This window comes from Pseudomonas sp. BNK-15 (assembly GCF_047456105.1).
In the GTDB taxonomy this organism is placed as follows: Bacteria; Pseudomonadota; Gammaproteobacteria; order Pseudomonadales; family Pseudomonadaceae; genus Aquipseudomonas; species Aquipseudomonas putida_E.
Genome location: NZ_CP179898.1, coordinates 2853449 through 2880309 on the forward strand (window position 1 = coordinate 2853449; position 26861 = coordinate 2880309).

The following is a 26861-nucleotide window of genomic DNA, read 5'->3' on the forward strand; positions in this document are numbered from 1 at the left end:
ACCCTGACGAGGAGTCCTGAGTTACAGCATAGAAGCCTTCGACGAACAGGGATGGCCAATTGCCAATATCCAGTATCGCCCTGCTGCTGTGGCTTGCCTTGTGCAGCCGGCAAGATGTCCGCGAACGGCAGATTTCCAACCTTCTGACCCTGGGCGTCGCAGCCTGTGCGCTGGTGTGGCTGGCGGTTACCGGGCACAGCTGGATCGGCGCCCGGGCCAGTGATGCCGGCTGGGCACTGGCGATTGTGTTGCTGCTCACGTTGCCCGGCTACGCGATGGGGCGTTTCGGTGCCGGCGACGTCAAGTTGCTCGCCGCGCTGGGGCTGGCCACCAGCCAGGACTACGTGCTCGGTACGTTCATCGGCGCCGGCGGCACCTTGCTGGTCTGGGCGCTGTTGCGACGGTGGGCGCGGCGCAGGGCAGGGCAGGGGGCTGAAAAGCAGCCATTCGCGCCCTTTGTGCTGGTGGGCTTTTTGCTGACCAGCATGTGCCTGCAGTGAGATCGCCAGGCCCGGTCAGTTGTTCGACTCAGTCATCTTGGTCCAGCGATAGAAATCCGGAATGGCGTACTTGTAGGTTTCCAGCCAGCGCTGCTTGGACAGATCACGCTCGCGCGCCGTCTGCACCTGCAGGCGCGTGGACGCCTGTTCGCCACTGGACTGCACTCGCAGCAGCGCTTCGGTTGCCGTCAGCGCAGGCGGTTGCTGGCGTGGGTAATCCTCTGCCCAGGCCGTGGTAATACCGGTGCAGCAGGCCAGCAGCATCACATACCTGATCATGACCTTCTCCTTTGCTCAGTTGACCATCACACCTGCGCCACTGGCCGAAGCTATCGGCCCGCGTCCTGTGGCTTTGATCTGGCTGGCGCGTGCCTGGGCCTGGGCAAACTGCGCCGGTTTGAGCCGCAGGCGGCCGACCAGGTCGGTGGCTTGCTGCCAGTTGTCCTGCAGCAGCGCCAAGGTCACCAGGTTGACGGCGGGCAGCGGGTTGTCATCCTTGAGCTCGATGGCGGTCAGGAATTCGAACCGTGCCTGTTCATACCGGCCCATGCTCATCAGCACCACACCCAGGTCGTTGCGAACCCGCTCGTCGGTGGGGGCCAGACGCGCCGCACGCTGCAGGTTCTGCAAGGCCTGCACGTCATCGCCCCGGGCCGAGGCGAGCTGGCCCAGGCCATGTTCACCTTCGGCCGCGAGGCAGCCGCCGAGCAGGCTGCGGTACAGCGGTTCTGCTTCGCTACGCCCCAACAAGCGCGAGACCCTGGCCTTGCGCAAGCGTACCTGGTCGAGGGTGTTGGGCAACTGCTCCAGGTGCGCCAGGCTGGCATGCGGGCGGCCATCGTTGAGCATCTCGTCCGCCAGGTTCAGCGCCAGTTGCTGATCGGCGTTCGGCTTGCCGCAGCTCGAGGTGCCGAACAGGTGTCCGAACCCTTCAGGCTGCTGGCCGGCGCATCCTGTCAGCAAGAGCAGGCCGGTGAACAACAGGGTCGCTTTCATCCATTACTCCCTAGGGGCCCAAGGCCCGCGTCAAGGCGGAAAATCCCGGCCCGGCCAGGACGATGAGCAGTGCCGGGAAGAGGAATACCATCATCACCGCCGACATTTTTGCCGACATTTTCGATACCCGTTCCTGCATGCGTGTCAGGCGCCGGTCATCGAGCAGGTCCTTGAGCGCGAGCAGCGATTTCATCGCACCACTGCCCTGTACCAGCAACTGTTGAAGGATCACGCAGGTGTCGATGAACTCATCCACGGCCAGTACCCGGGCGCTCTTTTCCAGCTCCGGGCCGAGCGCCAGGCCCGAGTCCACCCGTTGCAGCACCTGGCGCAACTCTTCGCTGATTTCGGGGACCAGCGCCTGGCCTTCCTGGCTCAGCACGCGCAGTGCCTGCTCTACGGCCAGACCGGTCTCGAAGAGAATGCGCAGCAGCGGAATCATCAGGCTGACTTCCTGGGCGATACGCTGCTGGCGCCGTCTGGCGGCAACCGCCAGCAAGCGCTTGGGCAACAGGTAGCTGGCACCCAAGGCGCATAACGGCCAGACCAACCAGTGCGTGCCTTCACCGCCTAGCACGCCTTGCTGCAGGATCAGTGTCAGCACGACCGCCAGCAGCGGCAGCCCCAGTTGCATGGCAGCGAACAGCGCCCGCTGGCGGCTGCGGCGCCAGCCGACACGGTCAAGCAAGGCTTGGGTTTCCCCGTCGAGTTTCTGCAGGCGCCGCCCCAGCGGGCTACTGCCCAGCCAGTGCAGCCAGTCCCCCAGGCGCTCCTCGCGCGTCAGCCGCCCCTGCAGCCTGCGAGCGACCAGGTAGCGGGCACGCAGCTGCCGGGCGGCCTGCACGCCAAGCAAGCCGGCGGCGATGAACAGGCACACGGCGCAGAGCAACAAGGCCATGGTCAAAGGCTCCTCATCATGCGCCACAGCACCAGGCAGCCGACCACCTGCAGGGCGAAGGCGAACAGCAGCATCATCTGGCCGCTGCTGTCTTGCCACATGGTCAGCAGGTAGTGCGGATTGGCCATCAGGAAGTAGCCGACCATGCACAGCGGCAAGGCACCCAGGATCATCGCTGTGATGCGGGTTTCGCCGGTCATGGCCTTGAGCTGACGGCTGCCTTGTTCGCGCTCGCGGATCAGCTTGATCAGGTTCTCCATCAGCTCGCTGGTATTGCCGCCGTAGCGCTGGTTGATGCGCAGCCCCATGGCGAACAGACGCAGCTCGTCCTGGTTGTAAAGCTCGGCCAGTTCGTTGACCGCATCGTCCAGCGGCACGCCCAGCTGTACGTTGCGCCGTACCCGGGTCATGGTCGAGCGCAAGGGCTCGCGAGAGCCGTCGATACCACCAAGGACCGCATCATTGAGGGTGCGCCCGGCCTTGAGGCTGCGCACGCTGTAGTCCAGCAAAGCGGGCAGCTGTTCGACAAGCTGGTGCACGCGCCGTCGGCATAGCCAACTGAGGGTGAAATAGCCGAGCAGCGGCAGGCCGACCAGCACCATCAGCCCGGCCACCCACCCGGCCCCCAGCAGCGCCACCAGTGCCAGGCCGAGCCAGGCCAGCAGCCAGCGCTGCGGTTGCCAGTCGGTTGCGCCAAGCCCGGCACGTTGCAACAGCGGCTCGAGCCAGGCGCGCCGTGCATTGCCGCTGCGGACCAATTCAAAGGCGCGCCCCAGGCGCTGGAGAATGCGCTGTTCGCTGCGCTTGTACAGGCCCAGGCGAAACAGCATCAGGGACACGCCCAGCAACAGGGGCGCCAGCGCCAGCAGCAGGGGGCCGGTCATTGCACACCTTCATGGCGCAGTTTGCTGCCCGCGGGGTTCGGCGCCTCCCGCAGAAACACGTCGCCGCCGCGGCGGTCGAGGCGGAACAGGGTATTGGTCACATACACGTCGTCACGCACGCCGACCACTTCCAGGATTTCACTGACGCAGCGGCGACCGTCGGGCAGGCGGGTCAGCTGGATCACCACGTCCAGTGCCGCGCAGATCATCTGCCGCAAGGTCTTCTCGGCGATCTGCCGCCCGCTCAGGCCAACCAGGGTTTCCAGGCGCAGCAAGGCGTCCTGCGCGGTGTTGGCGTGCACCGTACTCATCGAGCCGTCGTGGCCAGTGTTCATCGCGGTGAGCACGTCCAGCACCTCGGTGCCGCGGATCTCGCCGAGGATGATACGGTCCGGGCGCATGCGCAGGGCATTGCGGATCAGCTCGCTGGCCTTGATCTCGCCGTGCCCCTCGGCATTTGGCGGGCGGGTTTCCAGGCGTACCACGTGGGGATGGTGCAGTTGCAGTTCGGCGACGTCTTCGATGGTCACCAGGCGCTCGCGCGGGGCGATCATCTGGCTGAGGATGTTCAGCAGGGTGGTCTTGCCGGTGCCGGTGCCGCCGCTGACCAGGATGTTGCAGCGCCGACCCACGGCGCGCTCGAGGAAGTCGAAAATGTGCTGGTCGATGGCACGGGTGGCGAGCAGGTCGGCACTTTTGAGCATGTCCTGGCGGAATTTGCGGATCGACAGGCACGGCCCGTCCAGGGCCACGGGTGGAATGATCGCATTGACCCGGCTGCCGTCGGGCAGGCGCGCGTCGACCATCGGCGACGATTCGTCCAGCCTGCGCCCGAGCGGTGCAAGGATGCGCTGCATGACGCGCTCGACGTGTTGGGCATCGATGAAACGCAGGTCGGTCTGTTGCAACTGCCCGGCCCGCTCGACGAACACCCTGTGCGGCCCGTTGACCAGAATCTCAGTGACACTGGCGTCCCGCAGCAGCACCTCCAGCGGCCCGAACCCGGTCAGCTCGTCGACCAGCTCTTCGGCCAGGCGCTCCATTTCGTAGCGTGACATTGCCAGGCGCAGGCGCGCCACGTAATCGCCCACCTGCTCCAGTACAAACTGCGTCAGTGCCGGGCGCGCGCCTTCGAGCAGGTTGCGGCCGCTGTCTTCGATGGCATCGATGGCAAAGCGGTGCAGTGCGCGCTTTAACGCATATGGGTCGCCAGAGGCATGGTTGGGGCCGCCGAAGGGTTGGTCGCCGTTCATTTGCTGCCCCATAGCCGACGCAGCCAGGTAAAGGCCGGTGGCGCAAGGTTTTCCGAACGCTGCGCCAAGCGCTCACCCAGGCCGCGCAGGGCTTGTGTAAGGTTTTCGCGCGGGGCCAGTTCGAACAGGCTCAGGCCCTGGTTTTTCACGTTCAGCCGCACCTCGGGGCTGTCGGGCATGACCTTGAGCAGCGGCAGCGCATAGCGCTTGGCCAGGCTCTCGGCATCCGGGGCGACATTGCCCAGGTAGCGGTCGACCAAGAGGCTGGCATGCTCCAGCTTGATGCCATGATCGCGCCACAGCTCCAGCACTTCGAGGTTGCGCCGGCAGTCGAGGATGTTCTGGTCGGTATAGATGATGAGCTTGTCGCAGTGGCTGATGATGGTGCGCAGGGCTTCGCTGTCGGCATGCCCGGTCAGGTTCACGACGATGTGCTGGAAGTGCTGGCGCAGAGCGCTGAGCAGCATGTACAGCTCGGCGGCACTGGTCTGGCGCAGCGGGTCATCGTTTTCGGCAAAGGTCAGCAGGCGCAGGCCTTTCTTGTCGCGGGTGAAAGCACTGTCGATCAGGGTGGTGTCGAGCCGGCGCAGGTGGCGCAGGGCATCGCCGAAATAGAACGACGCCTCCAGCCCCAGCAGCGCCAGGCTGTCGCCACGTGGCATGCCCAGGTCCAGCAGCAGGGTCTGCTGGCCGCTTTCCTGTACCACCCGCGCCAGGTGCGTGGTCAGCAAAGCGCCGTCGGCACCGGTCTGCACGCCGTACAGCACGGTCAGGCCGCCCAGGCTGGGGTTGTTGGTGACGGTGGGCATGCGCTTGCCCAGCCGCCGGACCAGCCCGGCCACTTCACTGGCCCGTGAGCCGTAGGCGACGAAATCGCGGGCGCCGGCACGCATGGCGTGCAGCACCAGTTGATTGTCCATGCCATCGCCCAGAGCGACGATCGCCAATAGCGGCTTGGCTTCAAGCACCCCCTCGATCAGTGCGCACTGGTTGACCAGTTGCTCACGGTCCAGGCCGATGAACACCAGGGTGCTGAAGGTCGCATTGATCAGCGCCAGCAGTTCATCGAGGCTGCCGCCACTGGCGCCGATCACCTGGCCTTGGGGTGCCAGCGCGCTCTGCAGCCACTGCAGGTCTTCTTCATTGCGGGTGATGCCCAGAAAGGTCTGGTTGAGGCTCTCGTTCATCGTGATAACCCGCTTTGGCCATCGAAGTTGCCGTTTTCCATGAAGAACAGCCGGCCCCAGCTGGGGTCGTAGGTACGCAACCCTTCGCCGGGCAGTTCCGGCAGGCGGGCATTGGCCGCCAGCGGTTGAACCAGGTGCGGGGTGACGATCATCAGCAACTCGGTCTCCTCACGTATCAGGGCCGATTGCCGGAAGAACGCGCCAAGGATCGGCAGGTTGCCCAGCCCGGGGAGCTTGTCCACGGCGGAGCGGGTGTTGTTGCCGACCAGGCCGCTGATGATGAAGCTCTCGCCATCGGCCAGGGAAATGCTGGTATCGGTGCGCCGTATGCTCAGCCCCGGTACGCTTGTGCCGCCAATGGTCACCGCGTTGGTGTAATCCAGCTCGCTGACTTCAGGCGCTACCTTCAGGGTAATGCGGTCGCGGCTGATCACGGTCGGCGTCAGTGCCAGGCGCACGCCGAACTCCTTGTACTCGATCGAGAAGTTGTCACTGCCGGCGCTGGGCACCGGGATCGGTATCTCACCACCGGCCAGGAAGCTTGCAGTCAGGCCGCTGAGCACGGTGAGGCTGGGGCGCGCCAGGGTGTAGGCGAAACCGCTGTTTTCCAGGGCATTGATGGCCGCCAGGAAGCGGCTGCTGCCGCCGCCCCAGACGATGTTGAACACACCGTCGTTGAGCGGGATCTGCGGCGAGGTGACAGGCACGGCGCCCGGTGTCACCGAAGTGCCTGGCACGGTACCTGGCGATCCGATCAGGCTGTTGTTCGAGCCGCTGAAAAACAGCCGGGCGCCGGCTTCCTTGTACTTGGTGCGGCGCACCTCGACGAAGCGGATATCGGCCTGCACCTGGCTTGGCAACTCCGGATCCAGCGACGGCGGCAGGCCCGTTTCGGCCATGGCGGCGCTGGCCTGGCCTTTGACGAACAGCATGGCCCGGTGTGGCGCCGGTGCGCAGGCTGTCCACAGCATGAGCGTGGTATTGCCTTGGCCCACGGCCGTCACCAGCACGGCGCGGTCACCGCTGGGTTGCACGTCGGCAACCTTGGGGTCGCCGACGGCGGCGCGGGTGATCGCCAGCGGCAAGCGCAATTCTTGCTGCAGGCCTTGGTCGATTTCGATCACTGAAGGCAGCTGGGCAAATGCTTCGCAGCCGTTGCTGGCGGCATGGGCCTTCGGCAGCAGCGCAACCATGAGCAGGGCAAGGCACGCGAGACTGAAGAACCGTTTTGAACTGCAACGCTCGGAACTACGCATACTGCATCCTTGCCTTGTCAGGGGGTCTTGTTGGCGTCCGCGGCCTGTGCGCCACGGATGATCTGCATGCTTGCAACGGCTGCAGCGGTTGAGGCGGTTTTGGCCAATGGCGCCTGGGAAAGCTGGCTGAACCGATAGAGTTCCCGGTTGATGCTTTCTACCTGCGGTTTGCTATCCGCTTGGGCCCAATAGCGGGCCAGCCGCTGCTCGGCGGCACTGCGCACGGCCAGGCGCAGGGTGCCGACCTGGGCTGCCAGCATCAGGCGGCTGGCCAAGGCTTCAGGGACTGCCAGCACCACGGTGCGGGTGCTTGCGGGGTTGCCTGGGGTCGCCTGCTCGCGGCGCGCCTTGAGCTCCTCGGCGGTCAGTGCCGGGCGGCCGTCATTGGTAACGCCCATCTGTTCCCCGACGCTCAGCACGCGCAGGGCCGGCAGCACGACCTGGGCAGAAGACTGCGGGTTGTTGGCCTCTTCGCGCAGGTACAGCAGCACGTCGACAAAATCACCCGGGTACAGTTGCCCGGCGGCGCCGACCACGTCGTCCACGCCTACCGCAACGGCCCGCTCGTGGGCACGGATCATCCGTGCCAGCGGTCCGCCGGGCTGGAAGCTCGACTCGTCCAGCCAGCTACCTGCGGCCAGTGGCCTGGCGCTGCTGCGTCCGATCACTTGGTCCACTTGCTGGAAGGCACCGGCAGGGACTACCTGCAAGCGCTCGAGCAGCACGTCGTCTGCGGTCAAGGGCGTATTGGCCGGCAGCGCCTTGCGCAGCACGACGATGGGGAAGCGCTGCGGCTCGGGCGGTTGCGGGGTGGGCGCTGCAACCACCGCAGGCGGCTGCTCGGCGATGGGGGCTACCGGCTGGGGTGGTGCAGGGGGGCGGCTGAGCACGACCCCCCAGTATCCCGCGAGCAGTGCGCCGAGCAGGAAAAGGGTGGCCAGAATCATGGTCAAGCGACTGCTCATGGCTGGCCTCCGTGCACGCGTCGGGTGGTGGCAAAAAGTCACTATTTCGCTATTGCACGGTAGCCCACCCATCGCCATTCGCCATTAGGCGCTCGGCTTTTTTTGTAGCCAGAACGTAAACCCAATTAAAACAGTCGGTTGTTGAAATAAAAGGATCTAATGCTTTTGGATTATCACCTGATGACTAATGCTTTTTTATATTTGCAGACGGCTCCAGCTTGGCAATCCTTTGATGGCAAACAGGCGTCACTTTGACACCATTGTCGCCGGCGAGTTCGCCGCAAGGAGCTGGTCATGTTGCTGAAACAGGTCATCCTTCACTGCAAGCAATTCCTGCATCGCAAGGACGGTGCCTCGGGTATCGAGTACGCGGTCATCGCGGCGATGGTGGCGGTGGTATTGGCCGGGTTCGTTCCCGGGATCTCCGGCAACATCAGTACCATGTTCACCGCAATCCAGACGGCCCTGAACTAGACCAATAACAGGCGACGTCTCGTCGGACTGGATCAACAGGAGCCGCACATGCAGAACTCTCCCTCGCGTCAGCAGATTCTTCTGGTCGATGACGAGGAAGAGCACCTGCTTGAGTTGGCCGAACTCCTCGACAACGAGGGGTACTACTGCCACACGGCAGGCTCGGTGAAAGCTGCCCTGCAACTGCTCACCCGTTATCCGGACGTTGCCTTGGTCATCACTGATCTACGCATGCCGGAAGAAAGCGGCATCGGTTTGATCCAGCGCCTGCGCGACCATACGGCCCGGCAGCATTTGCCGGTGATCGTCATGTCGGGGCACGCCGGTGCGCAAGACCTCAGCGACCTGCTGCGTCTGCAGGTGCTGGATTTCTTCCGCAAGCCCATTTATTACGCACGGTTGCTGGAGACACTGGACAACCTGTTCCCGCAACCACTGTTGCAGGTTGCCAAGTACTGACTCAACTGGACGAAGGTGAAAACGAAAACGCCCGGCACATGGCCGGGCGTTTTTGCTTACTGGCAAGGGTCAGGCGTCGGGATCGCTCAGTTCCAGTACGCCGCGCTTGCTGCGCAGCTTGCCGTAGAAATGATCCAGCGCATTGTTCAGCTTGCTGGCGGCTCCATCCACCGCCTGGTCCAGCGAAGCGGCGGTATGGGTCACGGAAATCGGTTGATGGCCTTTGGGGCGAGCCTCCATCTGGCAGCGTTTGTCATGCGGCCCGGGCTTGGCGCCGTTCTCGTCGCGCAGGTGCACCTCGATGCGGGTGAGGTCCTCCTCGTAACGTTCGAGTGTGGTTTGCAGCGTACTGCGGACCCACTCGTTGAGACGGATGTTGCCTTCGATATGGTTGCTGCTGTTGACCTGGATTTGCATGATTCAATCCTTATTCAGCTTGCTCGCATGGAGGCGTGCCTAGGCCCTTGAGGCCCTTGGAAATTCTTCGCCTCTTGACTCTAAGGTCAGGCAACCGAAGCCTGAATTCAAGCCCTTCGTGAAAATAAATTTTCTGTTGCAATTAACCCCACAGAGGCTACCGGGCAGCCCTTTGACGACATAAGACCGGTTAAAACCCCCAAGTCTTTCAGACTTTGCTTATGCGAATTGAAATCATTACTATTGCAACCCCCAGAGTTTCCCGGACCTCCGCCATGAAGCGCAATGCCGCCGGACTGCCCCTCAGCTACCGCCTGGCCGTGACCTCACGCTGCCTGGCAGCGGTGCTGGGTGGGTACCTGCTGGCGTCCATGGCCAGTGTCTGCATCACCTTGCTGGTGCCGTTGGCGCAAGTCGACGCGGCCATGACCGGCATGATGCTGTCGTTCGTTTTCTACCTGTTGGCCTTCATCTGGTGCTTTGCCTGCCGCAGCGCCTGGCATGCCTGGCTCGGCGTGTTGCTGCCGAGCCTGCTGCTGGGGCTGATCAACGGGCTGGCCTATTGGATGAAGAACCCATGAAGGACGGTTTCCGCCAGGCGATGGCCTGGCTGCACACCTGGACCGGGCTGATTTTCGGCTGGCTGCTTTTCGCAATTTTCCTGACCGGCACACTGTCGTATTTCAAGGAAGAGATCAGCCACTGGGCACAGCCCGAAGTCCGCCGCCACGCGCTCGACCCGGTGGCCAGCCTGGGCCTGGCCCAGCGCTACCTGGAGGCCAACGCGGCGCACTCGGGCAACTGGATGATCCGCTTGCCCAGCGAGCGCGAAGCCGCGTTGAGCGTCGGCTGGCGTGACCCTGCCGGCGGGCGCCGTGGCTTTGTCAGCAAGCAACTCGACGCCCAGACCGGGCAGCCAGTAGAGGCCCGTGACAGCCGCGGCGGCGAGTTCTTCTACCGCTTCCACTTCCAGCTGCAGATGCCCCACCCCTGGGGGCGCTGGCTGGCGACCTTCTGCGCGTTCATCATGTTGCTGGGCCTGGTCACCGGCATCATCACCCACAAGAAGATCTTCAAGGAGTTCTTCACCTTCCGCCCCGGCAAGGGCCAGCGCTCGTGGCTGGATGGGCATAACGCAATCGGTGTGCTGGTGTTGCCGTTCCATCTGATGATCAGTTACAGCAGCCTGGTGATCTTCATGTACATGGTGATGCCGGCCAGCATCATGGCCAGCTATGGCGGCACTACCAACGGCTACTTCAACGACCTGTTCGGCCCAGAGGAGGTGCCCAAGGTGGCCAACGTCGCTGCGCCACTGGTGCCGTTGGCCGGCTTGTACGCCAAGGTTCAGGCGCAGGTCCCCGGTGCCCGCATGGGTTACATCCAGGTGCACAACCCGGGCGACCGCAACGCTCGCGTGAGCTTCGCCCAGGCTTCGGCCGACAACATCGCCTACAAGCGCAGCGCCAACTGGATGTTCGACGGCAGCACGGGCGAGCTGCTGAGCCAGGGGGCACCGGAAAGCGCTGCGATGATGACTTCGTTCAGCTTCGTCGGCCTGCACATGGGCAACTTCGCCGGGCCCTGGTTGCGCTGGCTGTACTTCGTGTTCGGGGTGGCGGGTACTGCGGTCATCGGTACGGGCCTGGTGATGTGGCTTGGCAAGCGCCAGCTCAAGCATGCCAAGCGCGAACGCATGCCCGCTGAGTTGCGCCTGGTCGAGGTGCTCAACATCGCCAGCATGAGTGGCCTGCTGCTCGCGGTGGCCGGCTTTTTCTGGGCCAACCGCTTGCTGCCTGTGGCGCTGCAAGGGCGGGCGGACTGGGAGGTGAACACGTTCTTCGTGGCCTGGCTGTTGTCGCTGGTACATGCCGTGCTGCGCCCCGGGCGCCGAGCCTGGGGCGAGCAGCTTGGGTTGGGCGCGCTGGCCTTCGCGCTGCTGCCTTTGCTCAATGCGCTGACCACCGGCCAGGGGCTGAACCACAGCGTAGCCGCCGGCGACTGGGCGATGGCGGGCCTGGACCTCACGGCATTGGGCACCGGTCTTTTCCTGGCCTGGGCCGCAGGCAAGATGCTGCGTGCTCCGAAGGCTGTGGCCAAGCGTGAGCCCCGGGTGTCAAAGGCAGCGGCTGAAACGCTCGAGGTGAACGGATGCTGAGCGTCGCCCTGATCGGTTTTGCCGGGTTCGCCGCCTTGTGCCTGGCGATGGAAAAGCACTTCAGCGACCTGCTCGGGCGCAAGCCTGCTGTCGGCCAGTTGCGCAGGCTGCGTATGGCGGGTTGGTTGCTGCTGCTGGCATCGCTGTTGCTGTCGGTGCACCTGCGTGGGTGGGCCCATGGCTTGGTGGAGTGGGTCGCTGTGTTGATGGCCGGGGTGACCCTGTGGGTCTTCGCCTTGCCTTACCAGCCGCGCCTGTTGCTGGGGCTGGCGGGGATCAGCCTGGTACTCGGCCCGCTGCTGGTCATATCTGGCGGGTGATGCCTTGATCGAACCTGACAGCGACAGCACGCGCGCACGTTTCGTCCAGGTCTTCATGGCCCAGCGCGCACGCATGGAAGCCCTGGTCAGCCGTCGGGTAGGCTGCCGCGCCACTGCATCGGACCTGGTGCAGGAGCTGTTCTTGCGCTTCTGGCGGCGCCCCGAGGTCAAGGTCGAGGCGCTGGATACCTACCTGCTGCGCTGCGCCGGCAACCTGGCCATCGACCATCTGCGCAGCGAAGGCAGCCGCGAACGCATCGCCGAAGCTTCGCTGCAACTGGATGAGTGCTCGGCCCAGGCACCGGAGCAGGCCCTTGAGGTAGACCATGACCTGCAGCGCATCGAAGCGGCACTGCGCGCCCTGCCCGAGCGCACCCGGCAGATCTTTTTGCTCAACCGCATACACGGCTGCAAGTACGGCGAAATCGCCAAGGCCATGCAGCTGTCCCAGAGCGCCGTGGAAAAGCATATGATGCGCGCCCTCCAAGCGTGCAAGGCCAGTGTTGCCGAACCCGCGACCCCGATGCGCAGGCCAGGGAGCGCCCGTCGATGAGCCATTCAGACTTGACCACCGCCGACCCGTCGCACGCTGCACTGCATTGGCTGGCCAGGATCAACGAGCAGCCTGAGGTAGCGCACAGTGCGGCGTTCAAGCGCTGGTTGCTGGCCGACCCCAGGCACCGTGAAGCCTATGCCCAGGCCCAGGCGCTGTGGCACAAGAGTGCGGCACCCGCGGCACGCCTGGCCGAGGAAGAACACGCAGACCTGCAACGATACCTGGATGCCATGGCCAAGGCGCCTGCCCCGCCTCGCTGGCGGCGCGCCCGCGCACTGGCCGTAGCGGCCTGCCTGGTGCTTGCCGTGGGCGTTGCCGGGGGCTGGCATCCGGGGTACTGGCTGCAGGACCTGCAGGCCGACTTCAGCAGCACAGACGCCATTCGCCAGGTGACGCTGGCTGACCAGTCGCAGGTGACGCTGGATGCGGGCAGTGCCATTGCTGTCGATTTCCAGCAGGGGCAGCGCCATGTGCGGCTGTTGCATGGTGCTGCATTCTTCAAGGTCACGCACACCGGTGACCCGTTTGTAGTAAAGGCGGCGGGGGGGCAGGTGCGGGTGCTGGGCACCGAGTTCGAAGTGCGCGAGCAGGCCGAGGGGGCACAGGTCACGGTGCGCAACGGTCGGGTGGCGGTCACGCCGGCTCAGGGGCAGGCCGCCCGTGAGCTGACGGCCAACCAGCAACTGGCCTATGCCAGAGGCCGGGCCGGTGAGACGGCGAGTGTGGACAGCGACAGCCGTCTGGCCTGGCGCCAGGGCTGGGTCAATTACTACCAGGTGCCATTGGCGCAGGTGGTCGAGGACCTGGGGCGCTATTACCCGGGGCGGATCGTGCTGCTCGACGGCGAGTTGGGGCAGCGCAAGGTCAGCGGCAGTTTCCCGGTGCGCGAGCCACTGGCGGCACTGGATTCGCTGGGCAAGGTGATGGGGTTCTCGCGGCAGACGGTTTTCGGCCGGTTGACCGTTATCCGTTAAGCGGCGGCACTGGAAAAATAATTTTCAAAAGCGGATGAGGTAACAGGACGTGACATCCGTGTAATGAGTGGAAGTGCGATTCATTCGCAGTCATCACCCTCTCACAGGTCAGCGTCCATGAAGTTCACCCACCGTTGCGTCCCTCTCTGGCTAGGTTTCTCTGCGCTTTCGGCCTTGGCTGCTGCCCCTTGTGTCCTTGCCGCCGAGCAGCTTGAACTGCACCGGTTCGCCCAGCCGAGCCAGCCCTTGCCCCAGGCGCTCAATGCCTTCAGCCGTGCCACCGGCCAGAGCGTGGTCTACACCTTGGAACTGCCTGCCGTGCAGGCACCGGCCCTGCAGGGTACGTTCAGTGCCGAACAGGCGCTGCAGCGATTGCTGGGCAACGCTGGCCTGACGTGGCGCCGGATCGATGCCCGCACCCTGACGCTTGAACCGGTGGACACCTCCGGTGCGCTCAACCTGCAGGCCACCACGGTGACCTCGCAGATGGACACCTACAGCTACCAGCCGCCGGCCAGCGCCTCGATCATGCGTGGCCAAGGCCCGTCCCAGGACATCCCCCAAGCCATCAACGTGGTCCCTGCCCAGGTCATCCGCGACCAGGCCCCGCGCAACCTGGATGACGCCCTGGCCAATGTCAGCGGCATCACCCAGGGCAACAATTTCGGTGGCACCTCCGACACGGTGATGAAGCGCGGCTTCGGTGACAACCGCGACGGTTCGATCATGCGCGATGGCATGCCCGTCGTGCAGGGGCGCAGCCTCAATGCGAGCACCGAACGGGTCGAGGTGCTCAAGGGCCCGGCTTCGCTGCTGTATGGCATCCAGGACCCGGGCGGGGTGATCAACGTGGTCAGCAAGCGCCCGCAATTGCAGCAGTACAACGCCCTGACCGTGCGCGGCTCGACCTACGGCAGCGGCAAGAACGGCAGCGGCGGTGGGTTCGACAGCACCGGGGCACTGGGCGACAGCAACTTCGCCTACCGTTTGATCGTCGATCATGAGGACGAGGATTACTGGCGCAACTATGGCGTGCACCGCGAATCGCTGGTGGCGCCGTCGCTGGCCTGGCTGGGCGAGGACACCCAAGTGGTGCTGGCTTATGAGCACCGCGAGTTTCTCTACCCGTTCGACCGGGGCACTGCGTTCGGCAGCAACGGCCACCCGCTGGACATTCCGGCCACGCGCCGCCTGGATGAACCTTTCAACGACATGGAAGGCCGCTCCGACCTGTATCGCCTTGAGGTCGACCACCAGTTGGCCGACGATTGGAAGCTGCACGTTGGCTACAGCTTCAACCGCGAGACTTACGACGCAAGCCAAGTGCGCGTGACCGGCGTCAACGAAGCCAAGGGCACGCTCACGCGCAGCATCGATGGCACCCACAACGCCATGAGCCGCGACCAGTTCGCGACCCTCAGCCTCAATGGCAACGTCGAGCTGGCCGGAATGCAGCATGACCTGCTCATTGGCATTGATCACGAAGACCGCAAGGTATTTCGCGGCGACCTGATTCGCCAGACCGCTCAGTCCACCTTCAGTTATGTGAACCCGGTCTATGGCCAGGAAGTGGAGGGCAGTACGGTGCGCGCCAGCGACAGCGACCAGACCGACAAGCTGCGCACCGAGGCGCTGTTCCTGCAGGACGCACTGCACCTGGACCAGCACTGGATACTGGTGGCCGGCGCCCGCTTTCAGCAGTACGACCAGTACGCCGGCCGCGGCCGGCCGTTCAAGGCCAATACCGACACCAGCGGCCAGGCCTGGGTACCGCATGCCGGCATCGTCTACAAGGTCGATGAGCAGTTGTCGTTCTATGGCAGTTACAGCGAGTCGTTCAAGCCCAACTCCAGCATTGCCCCGCTGACCGGCGGTGTGGTGCTGGATTCGTCGATTGCGCCGGAAGAGGGCAAGTCGTGGGAGCTGGGTGCCAAGCTCGACATGCCTGGCAGCCTGACCGGCACCCTGGCGCTGTTCGACATCACCAAGCGCAACGTGCTGGTCTCCAACTTCGACAGCGGTACCGGCGAGACGGTCTACAGCAATGCGGGCGAGGTCAGTTCAAGGGGGGTGGAGCTTGACCTGACCGGACAGCTCAGTGAGCGTTGGAGCCTGATCGGCAGCTACGCCTTTACCGACGCCAAGGTGACCAAGGACCCGGACCTCGAGGGTAACCGCCTGCAGAACGTGGCCAGGCACAGTGGCTCATTGTCGGCGGTGTACGACTTCGGCAGCCTGTTCGGTGGCGACCGTTTGCGTTTCGGTGCCGGAGCCCGTCATGTCGGCGAGCGCCCGGGCAACTCGACCAACACCTTCGACTTGCCCAGCTACACCGTTGCCGATGCTTTCGCCACGTACGAGACCCGGCTCGACGAGCACAATGTGCGCCTGCAACTGAACGTGAAGAACCTGTTCGACAAGGTTTACTACAGCTCGGCGGTGAACCAGTACTTCGTTGCCATAGGTGATGCGCGCCAGGTGAGCCTGTCGAGTACCTTCGAGTTCTAGTGGCTGAAGGCGGCGCGATAGTCGCCAGGTGTCGCGCCGACTGCCTGGCGAAAGCGGTTGCTGAAATGGCTGGCACTGGCAAACCCGCACAGCAGTGCAATGTCTCCCAATGGCAGCTGGCCCAGGCGCAGCAGTTGGCAGGCCCGATGCAGCCGGCGGGCCAGCAGGTACTGGTGTGGCGGCAAGCCGAAGCTGGTGCGGAACATGCGTGCGAAGTGATACTCGGAGAGGTTGCAACGCACGGCCAACTCACCGAGGGTGATGGGCTGATCCAGGTGTGTCTCGATGTATTCCACCAGTTGCCGGCGCAGGTTCGGTGCCAACCCGCCTTTGAGGCGTAACCCCTGGCGCAGCCCTACCTGGCTGAGTACGGCGTGATCGACAATCTCGTGTGCCAGGCTGCTGGCCAGCAAGCGCTCGCCTGGCTCTTCCCAGGCCAGGCTGATCAACTGGCGAAAACGCGCCGACTGCCGTGGGTCGTCGAGAAACGTCGCTTCCTGCAGTTGCATCTCCCGCGGTTCCCGGTCGAGCAGGCGCACGCAGCCCAGGGCGAATTGCACCTCGCTGATGTACAGGTGCGCCAGGCGGATCTGCCCATTGACCACCCAGTTGGACTCGTGGCCGGCCGGCATGATGCACAATTTGTCCGGCGCTCCTTTGTCGGCTGGGCGCTGGCGGCGAAAGGTGCCGGTGCCGTGGGCGATGTAGCACGACAGCGTGTGGTGGCTGGGCGCCTGATAGTCGCGGGCATCGTCACGGTTGCTCCATAGCGCCGCCGCCAGCCCGTCGCCCAGGTGCGCGCTCAGTTCCAGCCTCGCGTGGGGCGAGGCATGCATGGCGTTGAACACGTGCAACTGGGTCAGTGGGGTCATGAGCGTTTCCTCTGTCGCCATCGTACTGCCGATGCGCCGAGGTGGCAGCTCCCTGAATGCTGAAAAGCGCAAGTTTGTGCAAGCGCACTTCACTGGCCGCAGAGAACACTGATGGCCCTGGCGAGGGCTGCGTCCTCGATCGCCGGCAAGCCAGCTCCCACAGGTTGGCCGCATGGTGCCCCCCGCAATGCATGGTCGTATGCCTAAGGAACCCCCATGAACCTTTCCCTGTACCTGCTCACTGTCCTGATCTGGGGTACCACCTGGATCGCCCTGAAACTGCAATTGGGTGAAGTGGCCATCCCGGTTTCGATCGTCTACCGCTTTGCCTTGGCCGGCCTGATTCTGTTCGCCATCCTGCTGCTCACCCGCCGCCTGCAGCCGATGAATCGGCGCGGTCATCTGCTGTGCCTGGCGCAGGGCCTGTGCCTGTTCTGCGTCAATTTCATGTGTTTCCTCACCGCCAGCCAGTGGATCGCCAGTGGCTTGATCGCCGTGGTGTTTTCCACTGCAACACTGTGGAATGCGCTGAACGCGCGCCTCTTTTTTGGCCAGAGGGTTGCCAGCAACGTACTCGGTGGCGGCGCGCTTGGCCTTCTGGGGTTGGGGCTGCTGTTCTGGCCGGAGCTGTCGCACCATGCGGCAAGCCGCGAAACGCTCTATGGTCTCGGCCTGGCCTTGCTCGGTACGTTGTGCTTTTCGGCAGGCAACATGCTGTCGAGCATGCAGCAGAAAGCTGGCCTCAAGCCCATGACCACCAATGCCTGGGGCATGGTCTATGGCGCCGCGATGCTGGCCGTGTATTGCCTGATCAGCGGTATTCCATTTGCGATGGAGTGGAACACGCGCTATGTCGGCTCGCTGCTGTACCTGGTGATACCGGGTTCAGTGATCGGTTTCACCGCGTACCTGACGTTGGTCGGGCGCATGGGCCCGGAGCGGGCTGCGTATTGCACGGTGCTGTTCCCGCTGGTGGCGCTGAACGTGTCGGCGTTTGCCGAAGGCTATCAATGGACAGCCCCGGCTTTGCTCGGGCTGGTCGCAGTCATGGCGGGTAATGTGTTGGTGTTTCGCAAGCCCAAACCCCCGCTGGCAGGTGCTCTGGCACGTTGAGCGCTGCGCAGCAACTGACATAAATGCCAGGTGTTGGCACGCAGTGGCCTGTTTAGACTTGCCCGGGAGCCATTAGCCCGGAAACGTCAATGTCACCATTGCTCCCCTGGAACAAGCGACTGTCGCATCGTCAGGTGCAACTGCTCTGCCTGTTGGCCTTGGCGGTGCATCTATTGCCGCTGGTGCTTGCCGATTACGCCTATATCGATGATGTGTGGCGCGCCCAGAACGCTGGCCTCACGCCTACCGGCAATGAATCCTGGACAGGGCAGGGGCGCTTCCTGCTCTTTCTGATGCATCGCATGCTGGGCTTCTCTGTCGGGGCTGTGAATCTGTTCCCTTTGCCTATTCTGCTGGCTGCCAGCGTGACTGCACTGGCGCTCGCCCGTCTGGTGTCACATTACTTCCCGGCCCCCACGGCGAGCTCTGTGCTGGTGGTATTGCCCTTATGGTACAACCCCTTCTTTCTGCAAAACCTGTCGTACCAATACGACGCACCCGGTATGGCGTTGGCGCTGGCTGCATGCGTCTGGGCCATCACGCTGAGTGCCGAGCGCTGGCAGCAGTGCCTGCTGGGCGGCGTGCTGGTGGCATGTGCCGCGAGTTTCTACCAGGTCAGCATCAACGTCTTCGCTGGCTTGTGTTGCCTCGAAATCATGCGTCAGGTGCTCGGCCATGCCGGGTTGCGTCAGGTCTGCCGTCATCTTTTCGGCCGGCTGACACAACTGCTCGGCGGGTGCCTGCTGTACTCGCTCACGGCCCATCAGTTCATAGATGTCCCCCGCACCGCGTTGCTGCCTCTGGATGCCCAGTGGTGGCCTGAGCTGTTGCGGCGCCTGGAAGTTATCTTGGGGCACGTGGCGATGTTGATCACGCCAGGAACGGCGTGGGTGTTCATCGGCCTTTCGGGGCTGGCGCTTGTGGCGCTGCTGATCGCCTTGCGTGAGGTATTGGTTGATCCACGCCCTGTATGGGAACGGGGGGTGTTGACGGCTGCGCTGCTGCTGCCCATCCCGGCTGTGGCGTTGCTGGTGTACGGCCTGATGATGGTGTTCGCGCATTTTGACGGTCGCGCACGCCTGTTGATGGGGTTCGGCGTGGTCTTGATGATGCTGGCACTGCTGGCCCATCGGCTACTGTCAGGGCTTGGCGGTCGGCTGAGGTGGCTGCTGGCTATTCCTGTGTTGTTCATGTTGTCATTTTCGTTTGCTTACGGCCGAACGCTGATCGTGCAGAAGGAACTGCAACGCATGGTGACGTCTTCGCTCGCCAATGCCATCCAAAGCCGGCCGCAGTTGTACGAGACCAAGCGATTCTATGTTTTCGACATCGGTAGCAGCGCACGTTGGTTGCCTGCAGCCAGCGCCAGTTATGAACAGATGCCAGCGTTGCGTTATGTCCTGAACATCGATTTTCTGCTGTTGCCTGAGATGATGCCGCGCCTCGGGCTGGTCAACTTCACTACAAATCCCCCGCTCGACCGTGAGCAGGTACTTGCGCGCAGCCATGCAGCGGTGGTGAAGAGCACGTTTTTCGACATCCACCTGGTCGACGGTAACGGCTATGTGCTGATGAAAGCACCTGCCCAGAGCGAGGCCTACCGATGGTAACGACCCTGCGTTTCTACCGGTATGGCCTCATCGGTGTTGGAAATACGCTGTTGCACTGGGCGGTTTTCTTCCTGCTGCACCAGGCTGCCGGGCTGAACCAGGCATCGAGCAACTTGCTGGCATTCGCAGTGGCTGTCAGTGCGTCCTATTACCTCAATGCTCGCTTCACGTTCGCCACCGCGCCGAGCAAGCTGCGTTACCTGGCGTTCGTATCGGGCATGGGTTGCCTGAGCCTGAGCATGGGGGCGCTATCGGACCGGGCTGGTTTGTCACCCTGGCTGACCTTGGTAGCTTTTTCAGCCGTCAGCCTGATCATCGGCTACGGCTACTCGCGGACAGTGGTGTTCAAGCGGAGGCAGCCATGAACATTACCTTGGTCGTGCCCCTGTACAACGAGCAGGACACCCTCGAACGGTTCTATCACACGGTGCGTAACGAGCCGTCTTTACAGGGCGTGGTGGTCGAGATCCTGCTGGTCAATGACGGCAGCAATGATGCCAGCGAGGCCATCTGCGCCGAGTTGGCGGCACGGGATGAATGGGTAACCGTCGTCAATTTCTCGCGTAACTTTGGCAAGGAGTCGGCGTTGTTCGCCGGCCTTGAGTACGCCGAGGGCGACGCCGTGGTGCCGATCGATGTCGACTTGCAGGACCCGGTCGAGCTTATCGCGCAGATGATCGATGTGTGGCAGCAAGGGGCGGAGGTCGTTCTGGCAAAGCGCCGTAGCCGTGCCGCTGACACACGGTTCAAACGGTGGAGCGCACGCTTGTACTACCGCCTGCACAACCGCATTGCCTCGACCCGGATCGAGGAGAACGTCGGTGATTTTCGCCTGCTGGACCGTAAAGTGGTAGCCGCCATCCGCCAGTTGCCGGAGCAGCAGTTGTTCATGAAAGGTGTGTTGTCCTGGGTAGGCTTTCGTACTGCCATCGTCGAATACGACCGGCCCGAACGTACGGCGGGCAACAGCAAGTTCAGCTTCTGGCGGCTGTGGAACCTGGCCCTGGATGGCATCACCTCGTTCAGCACTGTGCCTTTGCGGCTATGGAGTTACGTGGGCGGAGGTGTATCGCTGTCGGCTTTTGCCTTTGCGGTGTACATGGTGATCGACAAACTGCTGTACGGAAACGATGTGCCGGGCTATCCGTCGTTGATGACGGCAGTGCTGTTCCTTGGCGGTGTGCAGTTGATCGGTATCGGAATACTGGGGGAGTACGTAGGGCGGATCTACCAGGAGACCAAACAGCGGCCCCGGTACGTGGTGCGCAAGGTGCTGAGGCGGCGCAGACAACCCACGTGAAGGTTGTCTGCGCAGGCCCCTTGGTGGGACAAACGCGTTATCAGCCCTTCCACACCTGCGGATTCACCAGGTCCTGCGGCCGCTCGCCCAGCAGCGCCGCACGCAGATTGTCCATTGCCCGGTTGGCCATGGCCTCACGGGTTTCGGCGGTGGCCGAGCCGATGTGCGGCAGCGTCAGGGCATTGGGCAATTTGAACAGCGGCGATTCGCTAAGCGGCTCTTTCTCGTAGACATCCAGACCAGCGCCGCGAATGGTGCCGTTGTGCAGGGCCTCGACCAGCGCTGCCTCGTCTACCACCGGGCCACGGGCAATGTTGATCAGGAAGGCGCTCGGCTTCATCAGCTTCAGCTCGCGAGCACCGATCAGCTTGCGGGTGGCGTCGGACAGCGGCACCACGATGCAGACGAAATCGGACTCTGCCAGCAGTTGTTCGAGGCTGCGGTATTGCGCCCCCAGTTCCTGCTCCAGCGCCGGTTTGCGGCTGTTGCCGGCATACAGCACCGACATGTTGAAGCCGAAGCGGCCACGGCGGGCGACGGCCGCGCCGATGTTGCCCAGGCCGACGATACCCAGTGTCTTGCCGTACACATCGCTGCCGAAGTGCGCCGGGCCGACGGTGGCTTGCCATTGGCCGGCCTTGGTCCAGGCATCCAGTTCGGCCGTGCGGCGGGCGCAGCCCATGATCAGCGAGAAGCCCAGGTCGGCGGTGCTTTCAGTGAGCACATCGGGGGTATTGGTCAGGGCGATGCCGCGCTCGTTGAAGTAGTCGACGTCGTAGTTGTCGTAGCCCACCGATACGCTGGACACCACTTCCAGTTTGGCTGCCCCCTCGAGCTGCGCGCGGCCGAGCTTGCGACCGGCGCCGATCAGGCCGTGGGCTTGGGGCAAAGCTTCATTGAACTGGGCACTGATGTCGCCGAGCTTGGGGTTCGGCACGATCACGTTGAAATCTTGCTGCAGGCGCTCGGCCATGGCCGGGGTGATACGGCTGAAGGCCAGGACGGTCTTTTTCATCGGGCTACTTCCAACGCAAAAGCTACAAGCTACAAGCTACAAGCTTCAAGCCGCAAGAAAAAGCAGCGCGTGCACCAATCTGCTTTTTCTTGCCGCTTGCAGCTGCTTTCAGTTCGCGATCAGCAACTCGTGGGTTTTCAGGTCCGCTTCATGGGCTGCGAGAATCTCTGGCAACGAGTTGCGCAGGTACTCAACCCAGGTCTTGATCTTCGCATCCAGGTACTGGCGCGACGGGTAGATCGCATACAGGTTCAGTTCCTGCAGCCGGTAGTCCGGCATCACCCGCACCAGGCTGCCATCACGCAAACCATCGATGGCCGAGTAGATCGGCAGCACGCCCATGCCCATGCCGCTGCGAATCGCGGTTTTCATCGCGTCGGCCGAGTTGACCTGGAACGGCGAGCTGGTGATGTTGACCAGTTCCTGGCCTTCCGGGCCGTCGAACAACCACTTTTCCAGCGGGATCACCGGGCTGACCATGCGCAGGCAGGCATGCTGCAGCAGGTCGACCGGCTTGTGCGCGAAGCCGTGCCTGGCCACGTACTCGGGCGAGGCGCAGACGATGCTGTAGGTGATGCCCAGGCGCTGCGACACGAAACCTGAGTCCGGCAGCTCGGTGGCCAGCACGATGGACACGTCATAGCCTTCGTCGAGCAGGTCGGGGACGCGGTTGGCCATGGTCAGGTCGAAGGTCACGTCCGGGTGCGACTCGCGGTAGCGGGCGATGGCATCGACCACGAAGTGCTGGCCGACCCCGGTCATCGAATGCACCTTCAATTGCCCGGCAGGCCGGGCATGCGCGTCGCTTGCCTCGGCTTCGGCCTCTTCGACATAGGTGAGGATCTGTTCACAGCGCATCAGGTAACGCTTGCCCGCCTCGGTCAGGGCGATGCGCCGGGTGGTGCGGTTGAGCAGCCGGGTTTGCAGATGGGCTTCCAGATTGGAGACCGCCCGCGACACGTTCGCGGTAGTCGTATCCAGTTGCGCCGCAGCGGCAGTGAAACTGCCAAGCTGGGCTACGCAACTGAAAGCACGCATGTTTTGCAGGGTGTCCATGGGTCACTCTCAAGGTAGAGGGCAAATTGTGTCACGAAGTTAGTTGCATGTGCCTTCGACCAAAGCCGGATTATCGCTGTTTTGGTAACAAAGATTCGCAGGAATCTGCGCTTATCGCCAGTGCGGCCGCCCCCTAGAATTGCCCAGCCCTCCACCTCTTCCTCGGGAAATCGCAGCTGTGCCGCGTCGCATCATCAGAACGCTTCAGGCGTTCAGTGCCTGTGCCCTTAGCCTCACCTTGAGCGGCTGTATCGGAACCTGGGGCATTGCCCCACAAAGCAAGACCCTCCAAGCCAATACCCTGACCACCGATGCGGCCATCCGCGAAGCCGCCAGCGATGCCCACTGGCCCGACCAGCAGTGGTGGCACGCCTACCGTGATCCACAGCTCGATCGTTGGCTCGACCTGGCTATGGCCGGTAGCCCGACCCTGGCCATGGCCGCAGCGCGGGTGCGCGCAGCCAAGGCCATGGCCGGTGTGGTCGAGTCGGCAGAAAAGCTGCAGGCCAACGGCCAGGCGTCGCTCAAACGCCACAACTGGCCTGAAGACCAGTTCTATGGCCCTGGCGCACTGTCGGGTGCCAACACCTGGGACAACAACGCCGCCATCGGCTTCAGCTATGCCCTGGACCTCTGGGGGCGCGAGCGCAATGCCAGCGAACAGGCCGTGGACCAGGCACACATGAGCGTGGCCGAGGCCCGCCAGGCGCAACTGGAACTGCAGAACAATGTGGTGCGTGCCTACATTCAGCTCAGCCTGCACTTCGCCCAGCGCGACATCGTCAAGGCCCAGCTGGAGCAGCAGGAGCAGATCCTGGCTTTGGCCAAGCGCCGCCTGGACGGCGGTATCGGTACCCATTTTGAGGTCAGCCAGGCCGAAGCACCGTTGCCCGAAACCCACCGCCAACTGGATAGCCTGGACGAAGAAATCGCCCTTACCCGCAACCAGCTGGCCGCGCTGGCGGGCAAGGGGCCGGGTGAGGGCGCGCAGATCCAGCGCCCCAGCCTGGCCCTCGCCGCCCCTTTGAAACTGCCGTCGGCCCTGCCGGCCGAGCTGGTCGGCCAGCGCCCCGACGTGGTCGCCAGCCGCTGGCAGGTGGCCGCGCAGGCGCGTGGTATCGACGTCGCCCACGCCGGCTTCTTCCCCAACGTCGACCTGGTCGGCAGCCTGGGCTTCATGGCCACCGGTGGCGGGCCGCTGGAATTCCTCACCGGGCGCAAGTTCAACTACAACGTCGGGCCGGCCATCAGCCTGCCGGTCTTCGACGGTGGCCGCTTGCGCTCGCAGCTGGGTGTGGCCTCGGCGGGCTATGACGTGGCCGTGGCGCACTACAACCAGACGGTCATCGGCGCGCTGAAGAACATTTCCGACCAGTTGATCCGCCGTGAGTCGATGAAGGAGCAGGCCCACTTCGCCGCCGAATCCGTGGCCGCTGCACAGAAAACCTACGATATTGCCATGGTCGCCTTCCAGCGCGGCCTGACCGACTACCTCAACGTGCTCAATGCCCAGACCTTGCTGCTGCGTCAGCAGCAGGTGCAGCAGCAGGTGCAGGCCGCGCGCCTGATCGCCCATGCCGAGCTGGTGACCGCGCTGGGCGGTGGCCTGCAGGCCGGCAAGGACCTGCCTGAGCAGGAGCGCCAGGCGGCGCCGAAAACCCCGGCCACTCTGGCTGTTTTCGAACGCAAACCGGACCACGCCGAATGATTACATCGAGCCTGCCCCTGCGCTGGCTGCACAGCCTGGAGTGGCGCCGTGGCTTCTTTGCCTGGGCGCGTACCGACGGGGTGACCTGGGTCTACATCTTCAAGGTGCTCGCCGCTGCGTTCATCACCTTGTGGCTGGCCATGCGCCTGGAGCTGCCGCAGCCGCGCACGGCGATGATCACCGTGTTCATCGTCATGCAGCCGCAGAGCGGCCATGTCTTCGCCAAGAGCTTCTACCGGGTGCTCGGCACCCTGGCCGGCTCGGCGATGATGGTGGCGCTGATCGCCCTGTTCCCGCAGAACACAGAGCTGTTCCTGCCCAGCCTGGCACTGTGGGTGGGCCTGTGTTCGGCGGGCGCCATGCGCTACCGCACCTTGCGCGCCTATGGCTTCGTGCTGGCCGGTTACACCGCAGCCATGATCGGCCTGCCGGTGCTGGAGCACCCTGACCAGGCGTTCATGGCAGCGGTGTGGCGCGTGCTGGAGATTGCCCTGGGCATTCTGGTCTCGACCTTCGTCAGTGCCGCGATCTTGCCGCAATCGGCCAGCGCCGCCATGCGCAATGCGTTGTACCAGCGTTTTGGCGTGTTCGCCGGGGTGGTGGTCGAAGCCTTGCGCGGTGACAGCCAGCGTGACCGTTTCGAAACCAGCAACGTACGGTTCGTCGCCGAGGCGGTCGGCCTGGAAAGCCTGCGCAACGTCACCGCCTTCGAAGACCCGCACATGCGCAGGCGCTCTGGCCGGCTGGTGCGCATGAACAGCGAGTTCATGGCCATTACCACGCGCTTCAACGCCCTGCACCGGTTGCTTGAACGCTTGCGCGCCCGCGGCCCGCTGCAGATCGTCGGGGCCATCGAGCCGGGCCTGAACACCTTGGTCGAGCTGCTTGAGCCCTATGTAGGGCGTGCGCTGACCGATGCCGATGCACTGCGCCTGACGCTGGAACTGGCGGCCTACAAAGAGGGCCTGCAGGCTCAGGTACGCGGCCTGCGCGCCGAGTACCTGCTGACCGAGCCCAGCGAGTCCGACCTGCTGGATTTCCATACCGCTTTCGAACTGCTCTATCGCTTCGTCGACGAGATGTACAGCTACGCCGAAACCCATGCCTCCCTGGCAGCGCACACGCACGCGCGCGAGCAGTGGGACGAGCCTTACGTGGCCCGGACCAGCTGGCTGGTGTCGCTGGCCGCCGGCGTGCGCGCCTCGGCGGTGCTGTTGCTGCTGGGTAGCTACTGGCTGCTCAGCGACTGGCCCAGCGGGGCCATGATGACCTTGATCGCCACCGTCACCGTGGGCCTGTCGGCGGCTTCGCCGAACCCCAAGCGCATGTCGTTCCAAATGGCCTGCGGCACGGCGATCGGCGCGTTCGTCGGCTTCTTCGAAACCTTCTTCGTGTTCCCCTGGATCGATGGTTTCCCGCTGCTGTGCATGGTCCTGGCGCCGGTGTTCGTGCTCGGCGCGTTCCTGTCTTCGCGGCCGGCTTACGCAGGTTACGGCATAGGCCTGCTGGTGTTCTTCGCCATCGGTTCGGTGCCCAACAACCTGACCGTGTACGACCCTTACACCTTCATCAACGACTACATCGGCATGGTCATCGGCATGTTCGTCTGCGCTGCGGCCGGGGCGATCATCCTGCCGCCCAACAGCCGCTGGTTGTGGAGCCGCCTGGAGCAGGAGCTGCGCGAGCAGGTGCTGTTCGCCATCAGCGGTCGCCTGCGCGGTCTGGGCTCGGCTTTCGAAAGCCGCACCCGTGACCTGTTGCACCAGGCCTATGGCCTGGCTGCCGGCAAGCCGCAGGTCCAAAGCCAGCTGATGGGCTGGATGTTCACCGTGCTGGAAATCGGCCACGCGGTCATCGAGCTGCGCAAGGAGCAGGCCCGCGCACCAATCCACCCGGCGTATGCCGAGTCGCAGCCGTGGCGCCAGGCCATCCGTGTCATGGGCCGCGCCTTGGCACGACTGTTCCTGCAGCCCAGCGCCAGCAACCACGAGCGCGCGCTGGTGGCGGTGGACCACGCCATCAGCCGCGTGCAGGCCACCGACGAACCCTTCGCCCGGCACTTCGACACCTCGGTGTTACGCCGCGCGCAGAGCTACCTGCACTTCATCCGTTCCTCCCTGCTCGACCCACAGTCGCCGTTGGCTACGACGAAAGGATTGCACGATGTTCCGTGAAATCATGCCCCGTGAGATCGCTTTTCATGGCGTGTACATGCCCACCATGACCTTGATGTTCCTGTTCGCCCTGGGCCTGGCCTGGGGCCTGGACCGCTTCATTGCCAGCCATGATGGCTACCGCTTCTTCTGGCACCCGGCGCTGTTGCGCCTGAGCCTGTTCGTCTGCCTGTTCGGCGCCCTGGCGCTGTCGCTCTACTGGTGAGAA

Annotated in this window: 28 protein-coding genes; 16 read left to right on the forward strand and 12 right to left on the reverse strand. The window is 63.8% G+C overall.

The genetic code is table 11. The features are described from left to right. Positions 1 to 65 precede the first annotated feature (65 nt). A complete protein-coding gene (locus ACMGF5_RS13000) occupies positions 66 to 500 on the forward strand; it encodes a prepilin peptidase (RefSeq protein WP_404601914.1) in 435 nt (144 codons plus the stop codon). A gap of 15 nt (positions 501 to 515) precedes the next feature. Here the strand turns inward: ACMGF5_RS13000 and ACMGF5_RS13005 are convergent, their stop codons facing one another. Genes ACMGF5_RS13005 through cpaB form a run of 8 tightly spaced genes read right to left on the reverse strand, consistent with a single transcriptional unit; the run spans position 516 to position 7939 of the window. Then, a complete protein-coding gene (locus ACMGF5_RS13005; RefSeq protein WP_012312770.1) occupies positions 516 to 779 on the reverse strand; it encodes a DUF3613 domain-containing protein in 264 nt (87 codons plus the stop codon). A 15-nt stretch (positions 780 to 794) separates the two neighbouring features. After that, positions 795 to 1496, reverse strand: a complete 702-nt coding sequence (locus ACMGF5_RS13010; protein WP_046784779.1) for a tetratricopeptide repeat protein — start codon at positions 1494 to 1496, stop codon at positions 795 to 797. A 10-nt stretch (positions 1497 to 1506) separates the two neighbouring features. Further along, complete coding sequence (locus ACMGF5_RS13015) at positions 1507 to 2394, reverse strand: type II secretion system F family protein (RefSeq protein ID WP_115273589.1); 888 nt, start codon at positions 2392 to 2394, stop codon at positions 1507 to 1509. Positions 2395 to 2396: 2 nt separating this feature from the next. Next, the gene (locus ACMGF5_RS13020; RefSeq protein WP_046784781.1) at positions 2397 to 3278 is read right to left on the reverse strand and encodes a type II secretion system F family protein; all 882 of its coding nucleotides are present in this window, start codon (positions 3276 to 3278) and stop codon (positions 2397 to 2399) included. After that, on the reverse strand, positions 3275 to 4531 hold the full coding sequence (locus tag ACMGF5_RS13025; protein ID WP_046784782.1) for a CpaF family protein: 1257 nt from the start codon (positions 4529 to 4531) through the stop codon (positions 3275 to 3277). Before ACMGF5_RS13025 ends, ACMGF5_RS13020 begins: the two co-directional genes overlap by 4 nt. Then, on the reverse strand, positions 4528 to 5718 hold the full coding sequence (locus tag ACMGF5_RS13030) for a pilus assembly protein (RefSeq protein ID WP_046784783.1): 1191 nt from the start codon (positions 5716 to 5718) through the stop codon (positions 4528 to 4530). Before ACMGF5_RS13030 ends, ACMGF5_RS13025 begins: the two co-directional genes overlap by 4 nt. Then, positions 5715 to 6974: a type II and III secretion system protein family protein gene (locus ACMGF5_RS13035; protein WP_046784784.1), complete on the reverse strand. Its 1260-nt coding sequence runs from the start codon at positions 6972 to 6974 to the stop codon at positions 5715 to 5717. Before ACMGF5_RS13035 ends, ACMGF5_RS13030 begins: the two co-directional genes overlap by 4 nt. A gap of 17 nt (positions 6975 to 6991) precedes the next feature. Further along, on the reverse strand, positions 6992 to 7939 hold the full coding sequence (gene cpaB / locus ACMGF5_RS13040) for a Flp pilus assembly protein CpaB (RefSeq protein WP_414156858.1): 948 nt from the start codon (positions 7937 to 7939) through the stop codon (positions 6992 to 6994). 294 nt (positions 7940 to 8233) lie between these two features. Here cpaB and ACMGF5_RS13045 point away from each other — a divergent pair, with 294 nt between their 5' ends. After that, the gene (locus ACMGF5_RS13045) at positions 8234 to 8413 is read left to right on the forward strand and encodes a Flp family type IVb pilin (protein WP_046784786.1); all 180 of its coding nucleotides are present in this window, start codon (positions 8234 to 8236) and stop codon (positions 8411 to 8413) included. Positions 8414 to 8461: 48 nt separating this feature from the next. Further along, positions 8462 to 8872, forward strand: coding sequence for a response regulator (locus tag ACMGF5_RS13050; RefSeq protein WP_115273593.1), 411 nt, complete (start codon positions 8462 to 8464; stop codon positions 8870 to 8872). A gap of 69 nt (positions 8873 to 8941) precedes the next feature. On the opposite strand, the gene ACMGF5_RS13055 is transcribed toward ACMGF5_RS13050, so the two are convergent. After that, positions 8942 to 9289 (reverse strand): HPF/RaiA family ribosome-associated protein, encoded by a 348-nt coding sequence (locus tag ACMGF5_RS13055; protein WP_012312780.1) that lies wholly within the window; start codon positions 9287 to 9289, stop codon positions 8942 to 8944. Between the two features lie 275 nt (positions 9290 to 9564). Here ACMGF5_RS13055 and ACMGF5_RS13060 point away from each other — a divergent pair, with 275 nt between their 5' ends. The 6 genes from ACMGF5_RS13060 (at position 9565) to ACMGF5_RS13085 (ending at position 15805) form a co-directional block, all read left to right on the forward strand. Continuing rightward, complete coding sequence (locus tag ACMGF5_RS13060; RefSeq protein ID WP_046784788.1) at positions 9565 to 9870, forward strand: DUF3649 domain-containing protein; 306 nt, start codon at positions 9565 to 9567, stop codon at positions 9868 to 9870. Next, the gene (locus ACMGF5_RS13065; protein WP_281870322.1) at positions 9867 to 11447 is read left to right on the forward strand and encodes a PepSY-associated TM helix domain-containing protein; all 1581 of its coding nucleotides are present in this window, start codon (positions 9867 to 9869) and stop codon (positions 11445 to 11447) included. Before ACMGF5_RS13060 ends, ACMGF5_RS13065 begins: the two co-directional genes overlap by 4 nt. Beyond that, on the forward strand, positions 11441 to 11767 hold the full coding sequence (locus ACMGF5_RS13070; RefSeq protein WP_115273595.1) for a DUF3325 domain-containing protein: 327 nt from the start codon (positions 11441 to 11443) through the stop codon (positions 11765 to 11767). Before ACMGF5_RS13065 ends, ACMGF5_RS13070 begins: the two co-directional genes overlap by 7 nt. A 55-nt stretch (positions 11768 to 11822) precedes the next feature. After that, positions 11823 to 12320 (forward strand): RNA polymerase sigma factor, encoded by a 498-nt coding sequence (locus ACMGF5_RS13075; RefSeq protein WP_223255085.1) that lies wholly within the window; start codon positions 11823 to 11825, stop codon positions 12318 to 12320. After that, entirely contained in the window at positions 12317 to 13297 is a 981-nt protein-coding gene (locus ACMGF5_RS13080; protein WP_125923849.1) for a FecR family protein, read from the forward strand. Before ACMGF5_RS13075 ends, ACMGF5_RS13080 begins: the two co-directional genes overlap by 4 nt. Before the next feature lie 117 nt (positions 13298 to 13414). Next, positions 13415 to 15805, forward strand: a complete 2391-nt coding sequence (locus tag ACMGF5_RS13085) for a TonB-dependent siderophore receptor (protein ID WP_414156859.1) — start codon at positions 13415 to 13417, stop codon at positions 15803 to 15805. Here ACMGF5_RS13085 and ACMGF5_RS13090 read toward each other — a convergent pair. Beyond that, on the reverse strand, positions 15802 to 16677 hold the full coding sequence (locus tag ACMGF5_RS13090) for a helix-turn-helix domain-containing protein (protein WP_414156161.1): 876 nt from the start codon (positions 16675 to 16677) through the stop codon (positions 15802 to 15804). The two genes, ACMGF5_RS13085 and ACMGF5_RS13090, sit on opposite strands and share 4 nt — an antisense overlap. Before the next feature lie 216 nt (positions 16678 to 16893). On the opposite strand from ACMGF5_RS13090, the gene ACMGF5_RS13095 reads away from it, so the two are divergent. From ACMGF5_RS13095 to ACMGF5_RS13110, 4 genes are all read left to right on the forward strand, one after another. Further along, the gene (locus ACMGF5_RS13095; protein ID WP_115273598.1) at positions 16894 to 17790 is read left to right on the forward strand and encodes a DMT family transporter; all 897 of its coding nucleotides are present in this window, start codon (positions 16894 to 16896) and stop codon (positions 17788 to 17790) included. 89 nt (positions 17791 to 17879) lie between these two features. Further along, entirely contained in the window at positions 17880 to 19400 is a 1521-nt protein-coding gene (locus tag ACMGF5_RS13100; RefSeq protein WP_414156860.1) for a glucosyltransferase domain-containing protein, read from the forward strand. Next, positions 19394 to 19765, forward strand: coding sequence for a GtrA family protein (locus ACMGF5_RS13105; protein WP_115273600.1), 372 nt, complete (start codon positions 19394 to 19396; stop codon positions 19763 to 19765). Before ACMGF5_RS13100 ends, ACMGF5_RS13105 begins: the two co-directional genes overlap by 7 nt. Further along, positions 19762 to 20700 (forward strand): glycosyltransferase family 2 protein, encoded by a 939-nt coding sequence (locus tag ACMGF5_RS13110; protein ID WP_174142257.1) that lies wholly within the window; start codon positions 19762 to 19764, stop codon positions 20698 to 20700. The genes ACMGF5_RS13105 and ACMGF5_RS13110 overlap by 4 nt, the downstream gene beginning before the upstream one ends. Before the next feature lie 40 nt (positions 20701 to 20740). Here the strand turns inward: ACMGF5_RS13110 and ACMGF5_RS13115 are convergent, their stop codons facing one another. Together ACMGF5_RS13115 and ACMGF5_RS13120 are read right to left on the reverse strand one after the other, a co-directional pair. Beyond that, entirely contained in the window at positions 20741 to 21715 is a 975-nt protein-coding gene (locus ACMGF5_RS13115) for a 2-hydroxyacid dehydrogenase (RefSeq protein WP_046784799.1), read from the reverse strand. Positions 21716 to 21823: 108 nt separating this feature from the next. Further along, entirely contained in the window at positions 21824 to 22771 is a 948-nt protein-coding gene (locus ACMGF5_RS13120; RefSeq protein WP_046784800.1) for a LysR family transcriptional regulator, read from the reverse strand. 178 nt (positions 22772 to 22949) lie between these two features. Here ACMGF5_RS13120 and ACMGF5_RS13125 point away from each other — a divergent pair, with 178 nt between their 5' ends. The 3 genes from ACMGF5_RS13125 to ACMGF5_RS13135 are packed head-to-tail and all read left to right on the forward strand — an operon-like array spanning position 22950 to position 26858. Continuing rightward, positions 22950 to 24479, forward strand: a complete 1530-nt coding sequence (locus ACMGF5_RS13125; RefSeq protein ID WP_414156861.1) for an efflux transporter outer membrane subunit — start codon at positions 22950 to 22952, stop codon at positions 24477 to 24479. Beyond that, complete coding sequence (locus ACMGF5_RS13130; RefSeq protein WP_414156862.1) at positions 24476 to 26653, forward strand: FUSC family protein; 2178 nt, start codon at positions 24476 to 24478, stop codon at positions 26651 to 26653. The genes ACMGF5_RS13125 and ACMGF5_RS13130 overlap by 4 nt, the downstream gene beginning before the upstream one ends. A 4-nt stretch (positions 26654 to 26657) precedes the next feature. Beyond that, positions 26658 to 26858, forward strand: coding sequence for a DUF1656 domain-containing protein (locus ACMGF5_RS13135; RefSeq protein WP_008097766.1), 201 nt, complete (start codon positions 26658 to 26660; stop codon positions 26856 to 26858). Positions 26859 to 26861 lie beyond the last annotated feature (3 nt).